Annotated in this window: 25 protein-coding genes; 19 read left to right on the top strand and 6 right to left on the bottom strand. The window is 38.5% G+C overall.

Annotated elements, in window-relative coordinates; translation table 11 throughout:
- Positions 1 to 52 precede the first annotated feature (52 nt).
- Entirely contained in the window at positions 53 to 775 is a 723-nt protein-coding gene (locus ACOKFD_RS09820) for a helix-turn-helix transcriptional regulator (RefSeq protein WP_422857771.1), read from the top strand.
- Between the two features lie 87 nt (positions 776 to 862).
- Here ACOKFD_RS09820 and ACOKFD_RS09825 read toward each other — a convergent pair whose 3' ends face one another.
- From ACOKFD_RS09825 to ACOKFD_RS09840, 4 genes are all read right to left on the bottom strand, one after another.
- On the bottom strand, positions 863 to 2,395 hold the full coding sequence (locus ACOKFD_RS09825) for a tetratricopeptide repeat protein (protein ID WP_422857772.1): 1,533 nt from the start codon (positions 2,393 to 2,395) through the stop codon (positions 863 to 865).
- Positions 2,396 to 2,832: 437 nt separating this feature from the next.
- The gene (locus ACOKFD_RS09830) at positions 2,833 to 3,594 is read right to left on the bottom strand and encodes a hypothetical protein (protein ID WP_422857773.1); all 762 of its coding nucleotides are present in this window, start codon (positions 3,592 to 3,594) and stop codon (positions 2,833 to 2,835) included.
- Between the two features lie 200 nt (positions 3,595 to 3,794).
- Positions 3,795 to 4,166, bottom strand: a complete 372-nt coding sequence (locus ACOKFD_RS09835; RefSeq protein WP_422857774.1) for a nuclear transport factor 2 family protein — start codon at positions 4,164 to 4,166, stop codon at positions 3,795 to 3,797.
- A 153-nt stretch (positions 4,167 to 4,319) separates the two neighbouring features.
- Positions 4,320 to 5,324 carry a redoxin domain-containing protein gene (locus ACOKFD_RS09840; RefSeq protein WP_422857775.1) on the bottom strand — a complete coding sequence of 335 codons (1,005 nt, stop codon included), beginning with the start codon at positions 5,322 to 5,324 and terminating at the stop codon, positions 4,320 to 4,322.
- Positions 5,325 to 5,535: 211 nt separating this feature from the next.
- On the opposite strand from ACOKFD_RS09840, the gene ACOKFD_RS09845 reads away from it, so the two are divergent.
- Positions 5,536 to 5,994 carry a GyrI-like domain-containing protein gene (locus tag ACOKFD_RS09845; RefSeq protein ID WP_422857776.1) on the top strand — a complete coding sequence of 153 codons (459 nt, stop codon included), beginning with the start codon at positions 5,536 to 5,538 and terminating at the stop codon, positions 5,992 to 5,994.
- A gap of 28 nt (positions 5,995 to 6,022) precedes the next feature.
- Positions 6,023 to 6,196: a hypothetical protein gene (locus tag ACOKFD_RS09850; RefSeq protein ID WP_422857777.1), complete on the top strand. Its 174-nt coding sequence runs from the start codon at positions 6,023 to 6,025 to the stop codon at positions 6,194 to 6,196.
- Positions 6,197 to 6,306: 110 nt separating this feature from the next.
- Here ACOKFD_RS09850 and ACOKFD_RS09855 read toward each other — a convergent pair whose 3' ends face one another.
- A complete protein-coding gene (locus ACOKFD_RS09855) occupies positions 6,307 to 7,452 on the bottom strand; it encodes a serine hydrolase domain-containing protein (protein ID WP_422857778.1) in 1,146 nt (381 codons plus the stop codon).
- Between the two features lie 56 nt (positions 7,453 to 7,508).
- Positions 7,509 to 8,312: a helix-turn-helix domain-containing protein gene (locus ACOKFD_RS09860; protein WP_422857779.1), complete on the bottom strand. Its 804-nt coding sequence runs from the start codon at positions 8,310 to 8,312 to the stop codon at positions 7,509 to 7,511.
- 183 nt (positions 8,313 to 8,495) lie between these two features.
- On the opposite strand from ACOKFD_RS09860, the gene ACOKFD_RS09865 reads away from it, so the two are divergent.
- From ACOKFD_RS09865 to ACOKFD_RS09940, 16 genes are all read left to right on the top strand, one after another.
- Positions 8,496 to 9,872: a mannosyltransferase gene (locus tag ACOKFD_RS09865; protein WP_422857780.1), complete on the top strand. Its 1,377-nt coding sequence runs from the start codon at positions 8,496 to 8,498 to the stop codon at positions 9,870 to 9,872.
- A 206-nt stretch (positions 9,873 to 10,078) separates the two neighbouring features.
- The gene (locus ACOKFD_RS09870; RefSeq protein ID WP_422857781.1) at positions 10,079 to 10,693 is read left to right on the top strand and encodes a GNAT family N-acetyltransferase; all 615 of its coding nucleotides are present in this window, start codon (positions 10,079 to 10,081) and stop codon (positions 10,691 to 10,693) included.
- Positions 10,690 to 11,877 (top strand): argininosuccinate synthase, encoded by a 1,188-nt coding sequence (locus ACOKFD_RS09875; RefSeq protein WP_422857782.1) that lies wholly within the window; start codon positions 10,690 to 10,692, stop codon positions 11,875 to 11,877. The genes ACOKFD_RS09870 and ACOKFD_RS09875 overlap by 4 nt, the downstream gene beginning before the upstream one ends.
- Before the next feature lie 96 nt (positions 11,878 to 11,973).
- On the top strand, positions 11,974 to 12,948 hold the full coding sequence (argC, locus tag ACOKFD_RS09880) for an N-acetyl-gamma-glutamyl-phosphate reductase (protein ID WP_422857783.1): 975 nt from the start codon (positions 11,974 to 11,976) through the stop codon (positions 12,946 to 12,948).
- A gap of 10 nt (positions 12,949 to 12,958) precedes the next feature.
- Positions 12,959 to 13,753 (top strand): pyrroline-5-carboxylate reductase, encoded by a 795-nt coding sequence (gene proC, locus ACOKFD_RS09885; protein WP_422857784.1) that lies wholly within the window; start codon positions 12,959 to 12,961, stop codon positions 13,751 to 13,753.
- A gap of 89 nt (positions 13,754 to 13,842) precedes the next feature.
- Positions 13,843 to 14,970 (top strand): aspartate aminotransferase family protein, encoded by a 1,128-nt coding sequence (locus ACOKFD_RS09890; protein WP_422857785.1) that lies wholly within the window; start codon positions 13,843 to 13,845, stop codon positions 14,968 to 14,970.
- Positions 14,967 to 15,908 (top strand): acetylornithine carbamoyltransferase, encoded by a 942-nt coding sequence (locus ACOKFD_RS09895; protein ID WP_422857786.1) that lies wholly within the window; start codon positions 14,967 to 14,969, stop codon positions 15,906 to 15,908. Before ACOKFD_RS09890 ends, ACOKFD_RS09895 begins: the two co-directional genes overlap by 4 nt.
- Positions 15,909 to 16,005: 97 nt before the next feature.
- The gene (argB, locus tag ACOKFD_RS09900) at positions 16,006 to 16,785 is read left to right on the top strand and encodes an acetylglutamate kinase (protein WP_422857787.1); all 780 of its coding nucleotides are present in this window, start codon (positions 16,006 to 16,008) and stop codon (positions 16,783 to 16,785) included.
- A complete protein-coding gene (locus tag ACOKFD_RS09905) occupies positions 16,782 to 17,855 on the top strand; it encodes a M20 family metallo-hydrolase (RefSeq protein ID WP_298997116.1) in 1,074 nt (357 codons plus the stop codon). Before argB ends, ACOKFD_RS09905 begins: the two co-directional genes overlap by 4 nt.
- Before the next feature lie 10 nt (positions 17,856 to 17,865).
- The gene (locus ACOKFD_RS09910) at positions 17,866 to 18,276 is read left to right on the top strand and encodes an ACT domain-containing protein (protein ID WP_422857788.1); all 411 of its coding nucleotides are present in this window, start codon (positions 17,866 to 17,868) and stop codon (positions 18,274 to 18,276) included.
- Positions 18,273 to 19,556 carry an argininosuccinate lyase gene (gene argH, locus ACOKFD_RS09915; protein ID WP_422857789.1) on the top strand — a complete coding sequence of 428 codons (1,284 nt, stop codon included), beginning with the start codon at positions 18,273 to 18,275 and terminating at the stop codon, positions 19,554 to 19,556. The genes ACOKFD_RS09910 and argH overlap by 4 nt, the downstream gene beginning before the upstream one ends.
- A 129-nt stretch (positions 19,557 to 19,685) precedes the next feature.
- Positions 19,686 to 20,252: a hypothetical protein gene (locus ACOKFD_RS09920; protein ID WP_422857790.1), complete on the top strand. Its 567-nt coding sequence runs from the start codon at positions 19,686 to 19,688 to the stop codon at positions 20,250 to 20,252.
- Positions 20,253 to 20,301: 49 nt separating this feature from the next.
- Positions 20,302 to 20,754 (top strand): hypothetical protein, encoded by a 453-nt coding sequence (locus ACOKFD_RS09925; protein ID WP_422857791.1) that lies wholly within the window; start codon positions 20,302 to 20,304, stop codon positions 20,752 to 20,754.
- Between the two features lie 3 nt (positions 20,755 to 20,757).
- Complete coding sequence (locus ACOKFD_RS09930; protein WP_422857792.1) at positions 20,758 to 21,105, top strand: hypothetical protein; 348 nt, start codon at positions 20,758 to 20,760, stop codon at positions 21,103 to 21,105.
- Between the two features lie 102 nt (positions 21,106 to 21,207).
- Positions 21,208 to 21,477: a DUF1877 family protein gene (locus tag ACOKFD_RS09935; RefSeq protein ID WP_422861017.1), complete on the top strand. Its 270-nt coding sequence runs from the start codon at positions 21,208 to 21,210 to the stop codon at positions 21,475 to 21,477.
- A gap of 284 nt (positions 21,478 to 21,761) precedes the next feature.
- A complete protein-coding gene (locus tag ACOKFD_RS09940; RefSeq protein ID WP_422857793.1) occupies positions 21,762 to 23,144 on the top strand; it encodes a hypothetical protein in 1,383 nt (460 codons plus the stop codon).
- Positions 23,145 to 23,370: the final 226 nt, after the last annotated feature.

Below are 23,370 nucleotides of genomic sequence, written 5' to 3' on the forward strand. Positions count from 1 at the left end.
GACCGCATAAAATGGCTACTTTTATCCTGTACCCTAGCCCATTTCAGGTAGCATGGAAGAAAAACCTAGACTCTCACGACTTACAGCCATATTGACTCAATTACAATCCTCTAGGATTGTTACCGCAAAGACTCTTGCTGAAAAGCACAATGTTAGCGTACGGACCATATACCGGGATATACGCACTTTGGAAAAATCTGGGGTTCCCATTGTCACTGAAGAAGGTAAAGGGTATTCCATGATGGAAGGTTATCAGCTACCTCCAGTGATGTTTACTGAAGATGAGGCCAACGCATTGATTACTGCCGAACAACTTGTCTTGAAAAACAAGGATGCCTCCTTCGTTCAATATTACTCAGAAGCCATCCTAAAAATAAAAGCGCTCTTAAAAGGTTCGCAAAAAGACAAGGCAAGTCTACTCAAAGACCGAATCTATTTTACCGATAACTTTTCGCGTCAAACCACCAGTAGTTATCTCATGCAGATTCAATCGGCATTGACCAATTTTCAGGTTTTGAACATTGATTACCTCTCCCTTGAAAACAAATCCACCAATCGAGACATAGAGCCCTTTGCTTTATACAGCACCCAGGAAAAATGGTTGTTAATTGCGTATTGTCGTCTACGAAAAGCTTTTAGAGTGTTCCGAATTGACCATATCCAAAAAGTCACAAACACCTACGAAGAATTTGAATCGCATAACATGACTTTGGAAGAGTATTATAAGTCGTATGACCATTACAATGGAAGCTATTCAGACTCAGAGAATCAATAAAGACTTGAAATAGCATGTATTGGTCATAACAAATACAAATTTCACAAACGTTTATTTTGTATCAACGAAAATTCAACACAGATGAATTCAAAACTCTTCTTCCATTAATTCCTGATATTTTGGGTGATTATAGCATTTCATCCAAATAGGGTCTTTGACTACCCGCCAGACATCATAGGCCTTTTCACTAATTGCAATTTTTAATAAATCAATCGCTTCAGATATCTTTCCTTGCAATAGGTAGTTTTCTGCCAATCCAACATAAGACCACTCATAGTCGGGATGTTCTTGAATTAGTTTATGAAACAATTCTTCAGCATCAGTGTACCTTGCGAGGTAAGCATATGCTAGGCCAAGATTAGAAAGTGCAGGCAGCCAATCTTCCTTTATGGATAGTGCCTTTTTGAAGAGTTTGGATGCTTTTTTGTAATCTTTGGTCATATAAAGCGCATAACAGCCCCGAACATTCTCTGAAAATAACGTGTTCTCCTTCACTTTTTTATCCCATTCCTGAAATTTTTCAAAATCTCCCAAGCCATAATAAAAAATTGAGATTTCTACGGTTATGATGTCACACTGCGGAAGTATCGAAAGCATTTTTTTTGCCTGATTCAATGCGTAATTAAATTCCCAATCAAACACGCCACTTTTGAGCAACTCCCCTTTTTTCTCCTGAAATTCTGAATGGGTAAATTCTTCTAATGAATCATAAACACTTTCATAAAAATGATTCCTAGAGGATGACAGCAGATTAATAGCTCGTGAAATAGGATTCGTTTCTTGCAATAGTTTCTCCAATTGTTGAACCCTTGGAAGTTCCTTTTTTTCTTTGGCTACAATTAGGGCCTCTAACAGGATTAGTTTATTATTAGTGTATGCAATATCGGCTGTATCTTTTAATTTATCCAAAGCTAATTGAGCCTCATTCAACTTGTTGTTACTGATATAATAATCAAGTGTTTTATCATTTGCTTTTTCCAATATAGAACCCAACCATTCTTCAATAAATGAAAAAAAGTTCGCGGAATGGGGGACCATTCCGCCTCGTCTATTATGCCAAACTTCCCCTCTATGCTTACCATTTAAAACCAAATGAAAATCCAATCCACATCCGGAATGTCCAATACGCAATGTCCCATCGGTTTCTTCATAATTATCCTGAAGGTCATAGATATATTCTTCAACGGAATCATCTTCTTTCAAAATTCCTGCCCAAATCAAATCATTTTTACAATCATCTAGGCAATCTTCATACAGGGGCAAATCTTTATCATTAAAATCCTCAAGGTCCCAGTTTTTGTAAAATGATTCTTTGGTACCACACCTTAACCATAGTTTATCCAAAGGAAACTGGCTTTTAAAACTTGAAAGATTAAAGGTCTGAATGCTTTTATTCAAAGCATACAAAGGATAATATGTGGGGCCTAAACCTCCATTACCAATCGTACTTAGAAAAAGCTTGTATTCATAAGGCAAATCTATTTCATAGTACTCTTCAATTTGTTGAATTTGGTTCAATGAGATAGGGTCTGGACTCCAATCGTATTGGTGCCCTTTTAGCGGAAAACCATAAATGGATTGGTATTGTTTAAGTTTTTCCTTGATTAAATCAATATCCATATTACCATTAGCATGTCACTAAAATTATAACCTGTATTTAGTTGGGTATATCAACTTGTTACATGAAGTTAAAGGCTTTTCAACTCAAAATCTAAATCAAACTAATGGTTACCCTATCTGAATTGACCAAATCCAAAAAAAACAGACGTAACAGAGATTTTTGAATGGTACAATATGACCCTCGACAGCTATTTTTAAGTTGTATAATAAAAGTAGTATAAGTGCTATTTGGACTAAGAAAAACGATAAGAAATTAGAATGCACTTATCGGTTTCGGCTATGATTTCGTTATGAACATTTCTAATGGAAATTGAATGTATAAAACATTAGGTAGTGGCGCAAAGATGGCAAATACGCGTTGAATTCCGATTAAGGAATTCAACTGTGAGCTATGCACCTTGTTGGCCATGGCATTTATGTAAATAGGTATGAGTTTTTTAGAAATTAAAATCTAACAATAATTTCCAAGTGTCAAGTTCTTTTTTCCAAATAAGAGTATACAGCCCTTTTCCTCCAACTTCAAATGTGCCGATATCATAAATAATATCATTACTTATTTGTAATACTTTTGAAGACTCCAGTTTGATTTTATATGATTCATTGTTCATATAGGAATATGCATCAGTTATTTCTTTTCCTTTGAACAGAGTGCCTCGATTAAAGTATTTCCCATTTTTTGAGAAAACTTCATTAACTATTAAATCGGGTCTATGAAGGTTAGAATATTTTTCCCAACTCTCTCTAGCCTGATTAACTAAACTAGCGCCGAGATTCGAATACTCAGCATTGAGATATATTACTTCAAATTCTTTTGTCCATTTACCTTTATTTTTCCAGCCAATAATTGTACTTAAGGTTATTCCATTTGAGGTATCATAGGTTCCAAGGACAAATTTTTCATTCTCTCTTAGTTGATAAACCTCGAAAGGGGTATAGTTATTTAACTGACCAACGTTCTTTATTAGGATTAAAAGTTGTTTGTTTATTTCTTCTAAACCTATATATAACTCATCATTAAGCATAATTCCACTACTTTCCGAATAAAAAGATGCTAAGCTTTTTGAACTTTTTAGTGATTTAAGCCAAGACATTTGTACTTTTTCTGATGATTCATTTTTCAATTGTTGGCCAATTATATCATTAGGTACAAAGGTTATTAAAAGGAATATTAGAAATTCAGTCCAATATTTGTTTTTCATAAGAGTATATTATTTTGAATAACGTCTTTGTATATGATTAGTTGCAGTTAGCAACCAAGATAGCAAAAGAGGACAAGTCAGCGGGAAATTCGAAGAATTTCAAATCGTAGAAATCGAACCAGTAAATAATTTATGAGTCTGAAGTTACTTAAAAAGTAGTAATGGATTGTAGCCCAGGTTACCTGTAGTTTTCATTAAATTCAATCCGATTTTCTACCTAAATGTTCAGTCAACAACTTCCAATTGTCATCTTCTTTTATTAAAACAGAAGTTCCAATTCCATTTCCAGAAACAGATTTTTCATTTACAAACCCGGTCCAAAAAAAGTCAAATAAATAAACAGCAAAATTTTCTTCTTTACTCAACCATCTCACATTGTCAATTTTATATTCTTCATTTTTAATTTTACTAAAATTCTTTTCAAATGCGGTCTTTACTTTGTTTTTTCCAAAATGAACAGTTCCATTCGAGAATGTAACGCTTATAGATTTAGAAATTAGAGGTTCAATATTTTTCCAATTCTGTGTTCCCAAAGCTATTTCATAGTCTTTTATAAATTCTTCTAGTTTCATTATACTGGAATTACAGGTAACGGTCTTGTGTATGGGCAGTAGTGGATTTTTATTCACTAAGTTATCAGTTTTACACTGACTCCTGTTTTATGTTCATATTTTCGTTTTATCACTTAAACCGCTATTTTTTAAATACCGTGTTAGCAACTGGGATTAATTCAAGAGTTGTTCTAATTTTTTTTCCAATTCCTTGCCTCTCAAATCTCTCGCAACAATAATTCCATTATCATCAATTATAAAACTGTCGGGAATACCTTCAACTCCATAAAGCATTGCAGCGTTGTTTCCTTGTCCTTTTAAGTCGTTAACGTGATACCAATTCAGGTTATCTTTCTCAATTGCGCCGAGCCATTTTTCCTTGTTTTCGTCTAAGGACACAGCAAATATTTCAAGTCCTTTCGGTTTGAATTTTTTATACGTTTTTACGAGGTTCGGGTTTTCTTTTCTGCAAGGCGCACACCAAGAAGCCCAAAAATCCAATAGAATGGTTTTGCCCTTTAAATCGGACAGCCTTTGGAAATTTCCATTCTGGTCAATCATTTCAAAATCCGCAAACTGTTCGCCAATTTTTGGTGCTTCGCGTATTTGAATGTAGTCAGAAACCATTTTGCCATATTTCGATGACTTGTTTTCATCGGACAACAAGTCAAAAAGCTCTTTTGTCTTTTCTTTACCATAGGTTGTTGAATAGGTTGAAAGTACTTCTGCGCTTACGATGCTATTGGGATGCTTCTTGATAAATGTTATTTCCCTTTCTCGTTGATTTTCTTCTGATAGGCTTTCAAGTTCTTTTCGTAAGGGTTGAGCTAAATTTTCTTCTTTTGAACCTGCGACGATTGCATTTTCAAAATTACTTTGCGAAGCATCAAAAGTCATTGGCTTTTCTTCCAACCACAAAAATCTGTAATTTGAACCGTCATTGATTGTAATGAAGACGTGTAAAGGTGAGTTTGGCAATTTTGTTTCAAACACGAATGAGTTGTTCCTGATTTCTGTGGAATCGATAAGGTCGGTAGTTTGGCTGTCTGCATTGTCCAGGTAGACCATTGTTCCGTCTTTGAGTCCGTTGGTTTTTCCAGTCAAGGAAAACCCACTTCCTGTTTTGGCGGTACAGGATGCCAATAGCAATATTAAAAGTCCGTAGATTGATATTTTCATTGATGTTTGTCTTTGCTTGTCGCTAACGATTAGGATATGCTTCGTTCCAATGAAGTATATCGAAACGATAAGTGAAGTTCGGGAATTTCAGCTAAAAATGCCAACTTAAGCTGATGGATATGGAATTTGAATTTACACTTACAAGACACCCCTGACATACCCTTGTCATAAACTGGATTTAGTTTTGTATAAATCCTAAAAAGCAATCATCATGACAAACACAAAAAAAGAAGAATTAACCATTGTTGGCATTGCAATCAGAACTTCAAACCAACCTGGAAAGGGAGACAGGGACATTCCGCAATTATGGGGAAGATTTATGGCAGAAAATGTGGTAAATCGTATCCCCAACAAAGTAGACAATACCATTTATGCTATATACACGGATTATGAAGGAGACCATACCCAGCCCTATACCATACTCATAGGTTGTAATGTTCACAGTTTAGATAACATTCCTGAAGACTTTACGGTAAAAATGGTTCCGGCATCGAACTACGCCCAGTTTACTGCCAAAGGAGACCTGACCAAAGATGCCGTTATCAATACCTGGATGGAGATATGGAATACAGATTTGAAACGAACTTTTACCACTGATATTGAAGTCTATGACGATAGAGCAGTAGACCCAACCAACGGAGTGGCCGAAATCTTAGTGGCTACCGCCTAGTATTCATCTCATCAGAAAACGAACAGTCATGAAAAACAAAACCCGTAAAAATCAGCAGTTCGAGTTTTTTAGTCTGGCAGACCGCACGTCTGTCGGACATAAACTTAGGAGCGGAACAAGCCAAAGTCCAGAAGAATATCGAGCAACTAGATTAAAGCAAAAAAGATGGTTCTCCATACACTTTATCCAAAAATCATCTTAAAAACAAAGGAACTGATGATTTCTCGATACGAACATTATTATGATTGGCTTGATCTAAGCCGAATCTAAATGTCGTTTGAGAGAAAACAAATTTTGGTATTGGCTAAGGTTTCACCCTTTCTTTTTAGCCAAATCCAGCACATAATCTATGGTTTGTTGTAGAGCGTCACTATCTCCGTCGTAAGTATAGTTCATTGCAATACTGCAATTGTATTCAGGAATATGTATAAAAACAGTACCCCAGAAGCCCGTATGTAGGTATGCTGTTAAACCGGTTTTTTCTCCAACAACACTAGTAAATCCCAATCGTTGATTAGGAAGTGCTTCTCCATTGGTCGAGTAGTTCTTTTTTAACAACATAATGTCCAGTGTATCCTCTTTTTCGAATATCTTTCCATTAAACAAGGCCTGAAGAAAAAGGGTCAAGTCTTCCGAGGTCGATACCAAGCCACCCCCTCCATACAAATCAACAGAGTTATCCCAATTGGAAGCATCCAGTTCACCCATGTATCGTTTCACATTGTTCAAAAGTCCTTCCGGCCGTTCTTCAAGACTTTCCAAATATGTAGATGACATCCCCAATGCATCAAACTTTAAGAGTGTTCGCAAGCTTTCAGCGAGACCAGAATTGGTTTGTCGTTCCAAAATTTCACCCAAAAGAACGTATCCCGTGTCACTGTAATGTTCTTCCTGTCCTGGCAGTGCATGTGGCTTTCCATGATCCATGGCAAACTTGATTTGCTCAGTGCGTGTCCATCGCTTCTTTGGGTCCTTTCTTGCCACAGCGATATACTCTTCCCCTCCTACCGCATAATCATAAAGTCCACTCGTATGATTCAGGCAGTGGCGTACCGTAATGCTTTCAGGGGTATAACCCCCGTCCTGCAACAATTTAATATGCGCATCAGAGATGTATTTAGTAATGGGGTCTTCTATTGAGATACGTTGCTGTTCGTGTAGACGCATAATTGCGGTAGCCACAAACACCTTGGTTACACTTGCAATTCTGAAAGGTTGTTTCGCATGTAATGGCATTGTTTTTTCCTTGCTGTCAAAACCACTGCTACCACTAAAGTTAATTTGGAGTTCAGACGACTTTACGCTCGAAGAAACTCCTATAATGGTATTTTTTTTCCTCTTGCAGGCCTTATCCAAAATCTTCTGCAAAGCTATATCATGATTTTTGACTTGGGCCGCACTATCTGAGGGCCCGAAGGTCATCGCAGCCAAAACCAAAACTAATAAACCGTGTTTCATTGGTATCTTTTTCGGAAAGATTGGTATTTGGAATCAAGTTACATTGTAAAAATTCGTCAACTATAATTCGGACGGAGTTCTATGAAGTTAGGAATCTGCACCAAGGCCGATGGAGAATGCCCGGTAAATCTTTTCATTTCTTTGATGAAATGGCTCTGATCATAGTACCCATACTGTAAAACATAATGCTGCCAATCTTGGTTTTTTGTTGTTGAAAGTTCTCGGAGCACTTTTTTGAAACGTTGTAAGGTTTGAAAAGCCTTGGGAGTTAATCCAGTTTCTTTTTTGAAATACCGTTCCAAGGTTGAATAAGAATAGCCCGTAGCATGCATAATGGTGCTCAAATCACAATCTTTACTTACTTCTTGAGACATTTCGACTATAAATCCTTCATCTTCCTTTCGGTAACGTTGCGCAAACCACTTATCCAATTCAGAAACCAATAATTCCGGGTCGCACGTTTTTAGATAATCGTTCAGTCTTTGCATTCCAAAACCAAAAATATCTTCCGTAAATGCAACCGAGTTCTTCATAATGGTATCAGCACCAACCCGAATAAATGGTTTTAATGAAGAAAGTGCCCTAGATTTGAACTTTACCACAATGCAACTTTTCAATGCTGAAAAATCAATATGTACCTTTTCATATATAAAACTAAACAGAAGACTTCGGTTTGACTTGAGCCTTTCGCCTCGATAGGAAATCGAATAATGCCCCTCAAGTACAATAATCATGTCAGGGGTAACACCAGGGTAAGCAAACATTTGGGTGCTGTTCAATGCCAAAAGGTCTGAAGCATTTAGAATCCAGTAGTGATCGATATGTTTTTGTACTTCAGAAAGTTGGGGTTCATAAACCATGAAACGATAAAATTGCTATGATAAAAGACGCCGACGTATGTAAATTGTTACGCAAAGCACTAAAATAATCAAATAGAAAAAAGTTGTAGAAAAAATGCAGATTCTCTTGACAGTAAATGGATAATGATTCATTCCAAAATCATTTTAAAGGTCTATTTTAGTATGCTTTAAGCCTACCCATAAATGCCAAACCAACTGCTCCGGTATATCGCGTTGCACAAAATACCCTTGTTATTGGTAGTGACAAGCATTGCTTTTTATTGGGTATTCGGTTATGACCTAGACCGAACAGACTTTCTGAAACTACTTCTTCTTTTTATCGCTCTTTTCATCTGTCATCTTAAGCTTATTCAGTTTGAAAAATGGAATTTTAAGCTCTTGTTCGTGACTGGAGTATTATTCCGCTTGGTTTTTCTTTTTGCAGAACCAAACCTGTCACAAGATTTTTATCGTTTTATCTGGGATGGACAATTGATTAAGAATGGTATCAATCCCTATCTGTATACCCCAAACCAGATTTTAGAATGGTCGCAAATTCCGATAGCAAATTATAACACCCTTTATACGGGCATGGGCGAGTTGAGTGCAAAACATTTTAGCAATTATCCTCCGTTAAATCAAATTATGTTCACCATTGCTGCTTTTTTTGGTGGAAAAAGCATACTAGGAAGCATAATAGCGCTGCGTGTCCAAATTATTTTGGCGGATATAGGTATCCTTTACTTTGGAAGTAGACTGTTGAAATTGTTGAATAGCAATCCCAATAAGGTCTTTTGGTATTTTTTGAATCCCTTGGTTATTTTAGAACTCTCTGGCAATCTTCATTTTGAAGGGGTTATGCTCTTTTTCTTTGTTTGGTCAATGTATTTGCTCTGTAAAGAACGATGGATGTCTGCAGCACCCATCTACGCCCTTTCTATTTTGACCAAACTGGTGCCGATACTCTTTTTGCCATTGTTCCTAAGATATCTGGGTTTTAGAAAAAGTGTGGGATTTTATTCCCTAGTTGTTCTTTCATGTGTCCTATTGCTTAGTCCTTTCTTTACCCCAATCTTCATTGATAACTATTCTGAAACCGTTGGACTTTGGTTTTCCAATTTCGAATTCAATGCAGGAATATATAATGTGGTCAAATCCATAGGGGTTAACTTTTTTGAAGCCAAACCTTGGGAACTGATAAAAACCTATGGTAAGATTATGGCTCTTTCGGTAATTGGGATAGCCCTGATTCTTTCATTTTTCAGGAAGAATGAAAACTTCAAAATCTTAATCCAATCCATGCTCTGGCTTCTTTTTGCCTATTTGGCGTTGTCCAGTACCGTGCACCCGTGGTACATTATTTTCTTGTTAACCCTGAGTCTATTCACCGAATACAAGTTCCCCATCCTATGGACTTTGATGGCTATATTGAGCTATTGGGCCTATTCCAATCCTGATTTTACCGAAAATCTATGGCTTCTGGCTATTGAATATTTTGTGGTGTTTGCCTTTTTCATTTATGAATTGACCACTAAGTCTGCAAAAAAGTTAGATTTCTTCAAAAAACCACCCTCAAATTAGGGTGGTTGGAATTAATTTGTACATTTAACCTCGTAATGAACGGACAAAACTACATATTAACTTCATTGAGCACCATTGCTCCACTACGTCCTTTCGCACCCCGCCGTCGCCCGTAAGGGTGCATACTAGTTATGGAAATAGGTGAGTCCATTTCCGCAAAAACCATCAAATCCTTAGTTCAAATTTTAGTTTAAATCGAATTGGCAATGGAAATTATAATTGCTAACGAATCACATTTTAAATACGCCCAGATAATCAGTGACACCATCTCGGACTCAGCAAAAGTCCGAGGAACGGGAATTGCGCAAAGATTCCCGGAATATATCATTCAGCGACTTCAAAATGGCAACGCGGTCATAGCCTTGGAGGGTGAAAAATTTGCAGGTTTCTGTTACATAGAAGTTTGGGGCAACAAAAACTTTGTGGCCAACTCAGGCTTGATAGTACATCCAGATTTCAGGAATCAGGGGCTTGCCAAAAAGATTAAAAAAGCAGTCTTCGAGCTTTCCAAAAAGAAGTTTCCTGATGCTAAGATTTTTGGAATCACCACAGGACTAGCTGTTATGAAAATGAACTATGAGCTCGGATACAAGCCTGTTACTTTCTCTGAACTTACGGACGACCCGGAATTCTGGAAAGGCTGTCAGACCTGTAAAAATTTCGATATTCTCACCCGTACCGACCGTAAAATGTGTCTATGTACGGGAATGCTACATGACCCCAAAGCCAATAAATTCAAATCACGAAAATTGAACGGGAAGGCATTCCAACGATTAAAAGAAATGAAACAAAGCCTTTTTCTTAAAAAGAAAACAAAATGAAAAAATTAGTACTGGCCTATAGTGGTGGCTTGGATACCTCCTACTGTGCCAAATACCTTTCCAAGGAAGAGAATTTCGACGTGCATGCCGTTAGTGTGAACACGGGAGGGTTCACAGAAACAGAAATTCAAGAAATCGAAGAAAAAGCGCTGCAATTGGGAGCAGCGTCCTATACTTCCATTGATGCCATTGCGACTTTTTACGAGAAGGTGGTCAAATACCTCATCTTCGGAAATGTGTTACGAAACAACACATACCCCCTCTCGGTTAGTGCAGAACGAATTGTACAGGCCATTGAAATTGTAAATCATGCGCGAAAGATTGGTGCCGAATACATAGCCCACGGAAGTACTGGAGCAGGAAATGACCAAGTTCGATTCGATATGATTTTTCAAATCATTGCTCCGGAAATTAAAATCATCACCCCAATCAGGGACAACAAACTATCTAGAGAGGCTGAAATAGCCTACCTGCAAGAAAACGGGGTGGAGTATTCTTGGGAAAAAGCAAAATATTCCATTAATAAAGGGCTATGGGGAACATCCGTGGGAGGTGATGAAACACTGACTTCTCATTTATCCTTACCCTCTGAGGCCTATCCAAGTCAGTTGGAAAAAGAAATTTCCAAAGTTTTGAAGTTGACTTTTGACAAAGGAGAATTGGTTGCCGTAGATGGGGAAAAAGCAAGTCCTATTGAGAATATTGAGAAATTATCTGAAATCGCTTCCAAATATGCTATTGGAAGAGATATTCATGTGGGCGATACCATCATTGGTATAAAAGGCCGGGTTGGTTTTGAAGCTGCGGCTCCCTTAATTATTATAAAAGCACACCATTTATTAGAAAAACACACCTTAAGCAAGTGGCAACAATACCAGAAGGAACAGTTGGGCAACTTTTATGGTATGTTGTTGCATGAAGGCAACTACTTGGATGAAGTTATGCGAAACATTGAAGCCTTTTTGACGGACACCCAGAAAAATGTATCCGGTGATGTGTTGGTTACCTTGCATCCGTATCGATTTGAGCTAAATGGCATCAATTCAACACACGATTTGATGAATGCTTCTTTTGGTAGTTATGGTGAAATGAACAAAGGGTGGACTGCCGATGAAGCAAAGGGGTTCATCAAAATCCTGTCGAATCCAGGAAAAATTGCGAACCACGTAAACAACAAAGAGTAAGGATTATGTCATATCGAAATCCTGAGCAAGGTCGAAGGTGAGATATCTAGATTTCTCGCCAAAAGGTTGGACTCGAAATGACAAAAAACGAAAAATATGATTCAAGCAGGAATAATAGGCGGTTCGGGATATACAGGTGGAGAGCTCATCAGAATATTGCTCAACCATCCTGATGTTGACATTGATTTTGTCTTTAGCACAACACGAGCGGGAAAACCAATTTCAAGTGCACACCCAGACTTGTTGGGGGTAACCGAACTTGAATTTACCGGAGAATCCAACCCTAAGGTTGATGTTGTTTTTCTGTGCTTGGGTCATGGGAATTCTTCCAAATTTTTATCCGAAAATGAGTTTAGTGCCCAAACCAAAATCATAGACCTCAGCAACGAATTCCGATTGGAAAATCATGCCGAATTTCAGGGTAACAAATATGTTTACGGTCTCCCTGAGTTACAAAAAGAAGCTATTGTCAAAGCCAATCATATCGCCAATCCAGGCTGCTTTGCAACGGCCATTCAACTGGCTTTGCTTCCATTGGCCAAGGAAGGAGCTTTGTCTCAAGAGGTGCATATCAATGCAATGACAGGAAGTACAGGCGCCGGAGTAAGTTTATCTCCTACCTCCCATTTTAGCTGGAGAAACAACAATATCTCCTGGTACAAACCCTTTACCCATCAACATTTGGGAGAAATTGGGGAAAGCTTAAATTCTCTCGGGAATACTATTGGCAAATTACGGTTTTTGCCCAATCGCGGGAATTTCACACGAGGTATTTTGGCCACAGCTTATACAGCTTATGAAGGAAGCTTGGAAGAAGCAAAAGCTTTATATCATGAGTTTTATCAGGACGCTTTGTTCACGCATATCACTGATGAATCCATTCATTTAAAACAGGTGGTGAACACCAATCAGTGTCATATTCATTTGCACAAACATGAGGATGTTTTACTCATCACTTCAGCGATTGACAATTTATTGAAAGGCGCTTCGGGACAGGCGGTGCAGAATATGAATTTGATGTTTGGACTAAAAGAAGATTTGGGATTACAACTTAAGGCGGGAGTCTTTTAAAAAAATACGAATGAAAATAGCGATCATAGGAGCAGGAAATTTAGGTCTATCCATAGCCAAAGGGGTTTTGCACAGCAATGGTGCCACAACCATGTACTTGACCAAAAGGAATCTGGATGACATCAAGAATTTTGAAAAATATGGAAATGTAACGGTTACTTCCGACAATCGTGAGGCAGTAAAACACTCGGACATATTGATTTTTGCCGTTCAACCAGGGCATTTTAAAGCTATACTGGAACAGGTAAAGGATTTGCTCACCGAAAAACATGTGGTCATCAGTACCATTACGGGTTTTAGCATTTCCAAAATGGAAGAAACAATAGGTTCAGACAAATACATCATTCGAAGTATGCCGAATACGGCAATCTCGGTTAGTAATTCCATGACCTGCATATGTAGTAATGAATTGGGCAAAAAGCGAATCGATTTGGCCAAGGCCATTTTTAACAGAATGGGGCATTCCTTGGAAATACCAGAAGAACAAATGCAGGCGGCTACGGTTATTTGCGCTAGTGGAATCGCATTCTGGATGCGACTCATTCGAGCAACGACTCAAGGTGCTATTCAATTAGGGTTTGATGCAAAAGAGGCCCAAGAATTAGCTATGCATACCTGTAATGGAGCAGCCAATTTATTGATTGAATCAGGTACTCATCCAGAAGAAGAAATTGACCGGGTAACCACACCAAAAGGATGTACCATTGAAGGGTTAAATGAAATGGAACATCAAGGACTCAGTTCATCGTTGATTCGAGGAATTGTTACCTCGTTCGAAAAAATAAGTCAAATTAGAAAAGGCTAATTGAAATGTCATATCGAACAAAAGTGAGATATCTTAAAATAGATTTCTCTCTGCTTGCAACAGATTCGAAATGACAAAAAAAGAAGAAAATGAAACTATTCGATGTATATCCCTTATATGATGTTGCTCCGGTTTCCGCTAAGGGAATCGAGGTAAAGGACGACAACGGAAAGACCTATCTGGATTTTTACGGAGGTCATGCCGTTATTTCCATTGGGCATTCGCATCCGCATTATGTGAATCGAATTAAAACACAGCTGGAAAAAATCGCTTTCTACAGCAATTCAGTACAAAATCCTTTGCAACAGGAACTTGTCAGCCTTTTGGGTAAGCTTTCGGATTGTGAGAATTACAACTTGTTTTTGTGCAATTCAGGAGCTGAAGCCAATGAAAATGCCTTAAAATTAGCTTCGTTTCATACAGGAAAATCCAAGGTCATTTCGTTTTCCAACGCTTTTCACGGTAGGACTTCGGCTGCTGTGGCCACTACGGACAATCCTGCTATCAATGCGCCTATAAACAAGCAACAGCAGGTTACTTTTTTGCCTTTGAATGATTTTGAAGCTTTTGAAAAGGCCATCGAATCCGACAGCTATTGTGCAGTCATTTTGGAAGCCATTCAAGGAGTTGGCGGATTGGATGAACCCACCAAGGAATTCTATCAGTTTATAGCCAAAAAATGCAAAGAAAATGGCGTAGTTCTAATTGCTGACGAAGTACAATCCGGATTTGGACGTAGTGGTGCTTTTTTCGCTTTTCAGCATCATGGAATCCAGCCCGATATTATTTCCATCGCTAAGGGAATGGGCAATGGTTTTCCAGTGGGCGGAATCTTGATTCATGAATCCATAAAGGCATCCTATGGTTTACTGGGAACCACTTTTGGCGGCAATCATCTAGCCTGTGCGGCAACCTTGGCCGTACTAGAGGTTTTGGAACAAGAACACTTGATTGAAAATGCCGAAAGCTTGGGAGAATATTTTAAACAGGAGGCAGCTAAAGTTCCACAAGTGAAAAAAATTAAGGGTAGAGGATTAATGCTGGGGTTGGAATTTGATTTTGAAGTTGCTGACCTGCGTAAAAGATTGATTCACAACCAGCATTTTTTCACTGGAGGTTCAAAGAACAAGAAGCTGTTGCGCATCTTGCCAGCCTTGAACATTTCCAAAGACCATATCAATCAATTCTTTGAAGCCTTAAACAAAGAACTTTCATGAAACATTTTCTTTCTCTACAAGATATCGATTCCCTGCCCAATTGGGTAGACGAAGCCATTACACTAAAAAAAGACCCGTATCAATTTAAAAACATGGGACAGGGCAAAACCATTTGTTTGCTGTTTTTCAATAATAGCTTGCGTACGCGTTTGAGCACACAAAAAGCGGCCATGCATTTAGGTATGGAAGTCATGGTCATGAATTTTGGAAATGAAGGTTGGGCCTTGGAATATGAAGATGGAACCATTATGGACCAAGGCACTTCGGAACATATTCGAGAGGCTGCTCAAGTGGTTTCACAATATGCTGACATCGTTGCTATTAGGGCATTTGCTGGATTAAAGGATAAAGCAAAGGATGAAGCCGAAGAAGTTCTGAATGGATTTGCCAAATTTGCTTCCATTCCCATTGTGAACATGGAAAGCTCCACCGCACATCCTTTACAGGCCTTGGCAGACGCGATTACCTTAGCAGAAAATAAAACTAAGGACAAACCTAAGGTGGTTTTATCCTGGGCTCCACATCCAAAAGCTTTACCGCATGCCGTGGCCAATTCGTTTGTGACCCTGATGAAAGGTCAAGAAGTGGAATTTATAATTACACATCCAGAAGGCTATGAACTCAATCCAGAGATTACCGAAGGTTGTCAAATTGAAACCGATCAGGAAAAAGCCTTGAAAGATGCGGATTTTGTCTACGTAAAAAATTGGAGTAGCTACCAAGATTATGGCCAAGTACTATCCAAAGATTCCAATTGGATGATGACAAAGGAAAAGTTAGGAAATGCCAAATTCATGCACTGTCTTCCTGTACGCCGAAATGTGGTAGTGGAAGATGCCGTATTGGATGGCAACCAAAGTTTGGTGATTCAACAAGCCAATAACCGGACCTATTCAGCGCAAATAGTATTAAAAAAGATATTGGAGAATATGAAATAGTCATTTCGACAGAGTCCCAAAGAAATTTGGGGCGACGAGAAATCTAGATTTCTCACCTTTGCTTTCGCTCTGGATTCGAAATGACAAAATAATAAAGATGAAACAAAAACTATCCATAGTAAAGATTGGAGGGAATGTCATTGGAAATTCAAGTTCATTATCCCAGGTTTTGGAGTTGTTTTCCAAAATGGAAAACCATACCATCTTGGTGCATGGAGGTGGAAAAAAAGCCACTGAACTGGGCAACCGACTAGGAATTAAAGCACAAATGACCAACGGAAGACGAATTACCGATGCGGCCAATTTGGATGTTGCGGTGATGGTCTACGGAGGTTTGGTCAATAAAAATATTGTTGCAGAGCTTCAAGGCATGGGAACCAACGCCATTGGGATGAGCGGTGCTGATGGCAATACCATTCATGCACATAAAAGACCTATAAAAGATATCGATTTTGGTTTTGTAGGGGATGTGGATGGCGTACATGGAGAAAATATCTCAAAGCTTTTGGTAGCTGGTTTCACACCCATTTTTTGTGCCTTAACGCACGATGGAAACGGACAGCTGTTCAACACCAATGCGGACACTATAGCAGCTGAATTGGCAGTGGGTCTTTCTTCAAATTATGAGACTACCTTGTACTATTGTTTCGAAAAAAAAGGAGTGTTGCGCGAGGTATCCGACGAAGATTCTGTAATTGAACATATCAACTCAGAGAGTTATAAAAACTTACTCGAACAAGGTATCATTGCCGATGGCATGTTGCCCAAAATGCACAATTGTTTTTATGCCCTACAAAATAACGTTCATCAAGTATGTATTGGCAACGAAAGTATGTTATCCAATACCACATCAAAATATACACGCTTGACATTATGAGTCACAATCAAAAAACATTGACCGAGAAAGCTATTGCCCTATTGAAGGAGCTGATTTCCACCCAATCTTTTTCTGGTGAGGAGGATAAAACGGCAGATACCATTCAAAATTGGTTGCAAGATTTTGGAATCGAAACCCAAAGGCAAATCAACAATGTATTTGCTTTCAATCAACATTTTGATGCCTCCAAACCGACCCTTTTACTGAATTCCCATCACGATACGGTAAAGCCAAATACCGCCTACACCAAAGACCCCTTTCACCCCCATGTGGAAGATGGAAGGCTTTATGGATTGGGCAGTAATGACGCGGGTGGATGTTTGGTTTCGCTTTTGGCCACCTTTGCGCACTTTTACCATCGGGATGATTTAAATCATAACATCATAATGGCGGCAACTGCGGAAGAAGAAAGTGCGGGTCCAAACAGCCTGCTTTCCCTTTTACCAAATCTGCCAAAAATTGATGTGGCCATAGTGGGAGAACCTACCTTAATGGACTTGGCGATTGCAGAAAAGGGGCTTATTGTTTTTGATGCCGTAGTGGAAGGAACACCTTCCCATGCTGCCCATCCGAACAACAACAATTCTATCTATAACACCATCGATGTATTGGAGTGGTTTAAGAACTATCGTTTTGAAAAGACTTCGGAGGCTTTGGGAGAGGTAAAAATGACTGTTACTCAAATCAATGCGGGCAAACAGCATAATGTTGTCCCAGCGCATGTGGATATGGTAGTGGACGTTCGTGTAAACGACTGTTATTCCAATGCCGAAATTGCAGAACTATTGCAAGCGGAAGCACCATGCCAAATGACGCCGCGCTCCTTGCGACTAAATTCCTCGGCCATTGATCCCAATCACGATTTGGTAAAAAGTGGGCTGGCCCTAGGTAGAAAAACCTATGGTTCGCCTACCCTTTCAGACCAAGCGGCCCTAAGTTGTCAATCCCTTAAATTGGGACCTGGCGACAGCACACGTTCCCACTCGGCCGATGAATATATTTTCGTGCATGAAATTGAGGAGGGCATTGACTTGTACATTAAAATAGTAAACGGATTTATCACCGTATAGCAAGAGAAAGATGTCAGGTAAAACAGAGTTAACACTATTGCTTAATGAAATGGAGCCCATACTTCATTCGGGCGAATATGTGTTTGTTTCTTCGGAACATTCCTTGCCGTTGGATTTCAGGGAAATCATTGCCAGTTTTAAGGAAGAAGAGGGCACTACGCTGATTCTAAAGAAAGAAAAAGCAGATGCGCTACATTTAGACTATGACTACGTGGCTTCCTGGATTACGCTGAACGTACATTCTTCTTTGGAAGCTGTCGGGCTAACAGCAGCTGTTTCCAATGCCCTAGCTCAAGAAGGAATATCTTGCAATGTGGTGGCGGCCTACTACCACGACCATATTTTTGTAGCTCAAACAGAAGCTAAAGCTGCTATGCAAGTTTTAACCACTTTAATGAATACTAAAAGAGAAACACCATGAAGCTTTGGGATAAAGGATTCAGTACCGAAAAGAAAATAGATCACTTTACCGTAGGCAACGACCGCCAATTGGATTTGGTCCTTGCTAAATACGATGTGATTGCCTCCAAGGCGCATGCGCAAATGTTAGGAAAAGTGGGGCTCATTGGTGAAGAGGAGGCTAAAAGTTTGGTCAAAGAGTTGGAAGTCATCGGTAAATCCATTGAAAAAGGAACCTTTACCATAGAAGACGATTTTGAGGATATGCACTCTAAAATTGAATATTTGTTGATTGAAAAATTAGGAGATGTGGGCAAAAAAATCCATACTGCACGTTCCAGAAACGACCAGGTTTTGGTAGCAACCCAGCTCTACCTTAAAGACGAACTCATTGAAATCAAGAACCAAGTAAAAACCCTCTTCGACCTCTTATTAAAATTGGCAGACAAGCATAAAAACGTTTTGCTCCCGGGATACACCCACTTACAGATTGCCATGCCCTCCTCTTTTGGGTTGTGGTTTTCCGCGTACGCCGAAAGTTTGGTGGACGACCTCTATTTTATCCAAGCGGCCTATAAGGTAGCTGACCAGAATCCGTTGGGCAGTGCAGCAGGCTATGGAAGCTCTTTCCCCATAGACCGAAGTTTTACGACTCAAGCTTTGGATTTCGAAACCCTTAAATATAATGTAGTAGCCGCCCAAATGGGAAGAGGAAAAGCGGAGCGGGCCACGGCATTTGGAATCGCAAGCGTCGCCTCTACTTTGGGGAAACTGGCCATGGATATCTGTTTGTATATGAGTCAGAATTTTGATTTTATCTCCTTTCCCAATGAGCTGACTACCGGAAGTAGTATCATGCCCCACAAAAAAAATCCGGATGTGTTTGAGTTGATTCGAGGTAAATGCAATAAACTGCAGTCCATCCCCAACCAGCTGAGTATAATTATGACGAATCTACCAAGCGGCTACCACAGAGATTTACAATTGGTGAAAGAAGTCATTGTACCAGCGATTCAAGATATGAAAGCCTGTTTGGAAATGATGGCTTTTAGTTTGAAGGAAATTCAGGTAAAACCCAACATTTTGGACGACTCCAAATACGATTATCTCTTCAGCGTGGATACCCTAAACGAGATGGTAAAGAATGGGGTTCCCTTTAGGGATGCCTATAAAAGCATGGGTATGGCTATAGAAAACGGGAATTTTAAACCCAAAAAGGATATTGAGCATACGCATGAAGGCAGTTTGGGCAATCTATGTTTGGAAGAAATCAAGGTCAAAATGACTCAGGTTTTGAGCTGATTCTCTCTTTACTAGCCCCGTGCATTTTAACACACCTAACCATAACCAACGCATTTAGAGGTTATTGGTTTATAAAATTGTGTTTTCGTTTCATGTATCTTTATCCAAACGTTGGCGGTATTTAAAAAGATGAAGGAAATAGAAAAATCTTGGATTAAAAAAGGCTATCGATTTTTCGCCTACGAAGGACCGAATGGACTTAAAATAGAACGCCTTTCAAAAGAAGTAGGTAAGAACAAGTCTTCCTTTTACCATTTATTTGCTGACTTAGAAGTCTTTAAGGACAGACTACTAACTTATCACTTTACTCAAGCCAAAATTATTGCTGAGAAAGAATCAAATTCACTTAATGAAAATGAATTAATTGAGGTTATTCTTGAACACAAAATTGACCTTTTATTCAACCGACAACTTAGAATTCATAGAGAAAACAAAGAATTTGAAAATTACTTTAATCAAATCAATCAGATTTCTATTCCCGCAATACTTCCGTTATGGAAAAAAATAATCGGACTTTCAGAAAATACTTCATTAGCACAAATGGTACTAACACTCAGTTTAGAAAATTTTTATCTTCAAATCACGGATGAAACCCTAAACGAGTCTTGGCTTAAGACCTATTTTGCAAATATTCGTCAATTGGTTACTCATTTTAGGCAATCTCAGAATACAATCGCAATAGACGGTAGCGTCTAAAACTTCATATGCAAAGGCTCTAATTTTGACCAAAACAATAAGGTCAAAAATGAAAACGCCAATTTACAAAACACATAAATTTCATAAACAGTATCTGAAAATTTCAGGCTTTTTAGTTGCTCTTTTTGGTCCAATATGCTTTCTTGGGACGATTCCTGAACTTGCAGAACCAGCAAGACTTACATTGGATTTACTAAGTTGGCCGATTGATGGGAGAGAATCACTTGACGATTCAACTGTAAAATTGGTCTCTGCTTTATTGGGTGGTTTTCTTCTAGGCTATGGAGTTACAATCTGGTCGCTTTCTTCTTTGGTTTATGATAAAGCACCAGAAATGGTTAGAAGAGCTGTTTTAATCGGTTTATGTTCATGGTTTGTATTAGACAGTTCAGGTTCTATTGCAGGTGGACACGCTTCAAATGCTCTTTGGAATATTCTCGTACTCATTTTATTTGTTGGCCCGCTTTGGTTACCCGCAAAGGGTCAAATTAAAACAACTTAAACTATGAATAATAAACTATATGCATTAAAAGTACTGCTTGTAATTCAAACCATTGGACTATTAATTTATAGCGTCATTGCCATACACAATGACGGGATTGATTTTTTAACCAGATTTCAAGAGTTTGCTACTTCATTGACGTGGATGGGGCAATTTGCTCTAGACTTTCAATGTTATTTAATGCTTTCTGCTCTATGGATTGCTTGGCGAAATAAGTTCTCAATTAAATCGATTCTGATAGCAGTTGTCGCTATGATTCTAGGAATAATTGTTTTCGCCCCTTATTTACTGTTTCTCCTAACGAAAGAAAAAGGTAATTTGAAAAAAGTTTTAATTGGGAATAGGGAATAAAAACTACCGCCAACAAGGCATAAAAGCAATAGCGGTTTGGGGAAGAATTCTTCCCCAAAACAAACATTATTAATCAAAAATTGTTGAATTTAGAGTTGTCCTATTTTTAGTGAAGGCTACAGCTACTTATCGCCGGACCAAATATCGGAAATGGACAATCTGTTACAAAGCTTAACGGCGAGTGGACTTGAAAAAAATTATAGCTCCTCTGAACTAAACTCCAATGGAATTTATCCGGAAGTATGGCACGATGACGAATCTTACGACCAGGCATTCAATAAAAGACATATTCTGGAAGGGATAGAACGATTAAAGTCTATTTTCGGTAGCGCAAAAAATAATGGACATTACATGTTTGTCTTTTCAGGCTGAAAAAAACGAATGCACAACATTGGCTTTAATTCATTGCCAATCCCGAGCAAAAAATAAAAAACCTTAACTTCAAACGAACTAAAAACAAACCGGAATTGTTTCTATATACGCCTTTGGCTCATTAGAAAATCACAGCATCCAACGCGTAACGTTGTCTAGTAGCCAAACCGCAACAAGATTATAACCGAGACCATTTTAAGCAATTTGTTTGGTCTTATGGGAAAGCAAGCACGAATAGACGAAATACCTGCGCAATACAAGCAGTATGGATAAGTATAGGTGACATGGGAGAAAACTCCACAACACAACCGACTTGGAAGGGCTATCATAAAATTGGATTCCGTTATGCCCTGATATTCTTTGTCCTGTTCATCATTTTTATGGATTGGTCAGTAAACCCCATTTTAACTCAACTATATTATTATGGGCCGCTCCCGACTTTATTGGATAACGTAGTTTCCTGGGTTGGAAAAGACCTATTTAATATTCAATACCTTATCATATCTCCATATGATGGGGAACACAATGATAGAACTTACGTCTATCTACTTTATTTCACGATAGCGCTTGTGGCCGCTTTGGGAACTATCCTATGGAGTTTACTCGATAGAAAACGCCAAAACTATCAAGTGCTTTATTATTGGCTCACCACTATCATACGCTACTATTTGGCGTTTACACTATTTCTGTTTGCGCTATATAAATTTTTTAAAGTCCAATTTCCCAACCTTGGATACTATACGTTGACAGAGCAGGTGGGAGACATGTCATCCATGCATTTGGCTTGGGCTTTTTTTGGTCATTCTTATGAATACAATGTTTTCATGGGCTTAGCAGAAGGAGCGGCGCTGCTACTGTTTTTTCGAAGAACAACTGCCCTCGGAGCAATCCTAATTATGGTAGCTCTTCTCAACGTAATGGCCGTAAACTATAGTTATGACGTTCATGCTAAAATGTATCCCACAGCTTTGTTTGTCATGGCTCTTTTTTTATTCCTTAAAGATGCTAAAAGTATCATTCGGTTTTTCTTGACCGGCCAAGCCATTTCGCTTTCGGTTATTCAAGCGCCTGTATATAAAAAAAGATGGGTGCGTATTTCAAAAACGGTATTAAAAATTGGTGTAATCGGCTATTTCTTAATTGTCTCAGTTAAAGAGAATATGAGCTACAAGAAGAGCTCTGAAGAAAGTTTACAGGCTAAATCTGAATATGCTGGGCTTTATGACATTGAGTTATTCACCTTGAATAAAGATACCTTATCGCTAGAGAATTCCCAGCGTTGGCAGCAGCTCGTTATTGGAGATAGAATACTTGAAGCAGTACGCTTTAGGAGGGATAGTGTCGCATTCATAAATGTTGACGTCGATAAAAAAGAACTTATTCTATATGGAGACCCAAAGGACCTATCTGAAAAAACGCAAGAGGTTTATAATGAACTAGGCATCGCTGATAGCATTTACTATGGGATGGATTCCATATTGATCGCTCGGAAAAAGATCAGTAGGCTTTATTTTGAAAAACTTGATTCAACTACGCTAGTATTAAAGGGAATGATCAAAAACGATTCTGTCTTTATAACTGCTAAGCGAAAACCTCTAGACATAAATGAGTTCAGGTTAATGAAAAGACGTTTTCATTGGATAAACGAATCAAGTTATTTTTATTAATGATTTATGTTTAATTGGAATCTACTACGAACTCTACTTAACCACTAAACCGAATCAAGATAAAACTGCTAAAAGCAAAGGCTATAATTTATAGCTGCAATTCGTTAACTTCAAACCTATAAACCATTCACGGCAGTATTTGCCCCGGCAGGAATTCTAACGATTTCCAAGCCGCTACAAATCATAGCCGACACTGTTATCTACAATTATGAACAACCTGAAGAAA

Origin of the sequence: Flagellimonas ulvae (assembly GCF_049333175.1) — a bacterium.
Taxonomy (GTDB): domain Bacteria; phylum Bacteroidota; class Bacteroidia; order Flavobacteriales; family Flavobacteriaceae; genus Flagellimonas.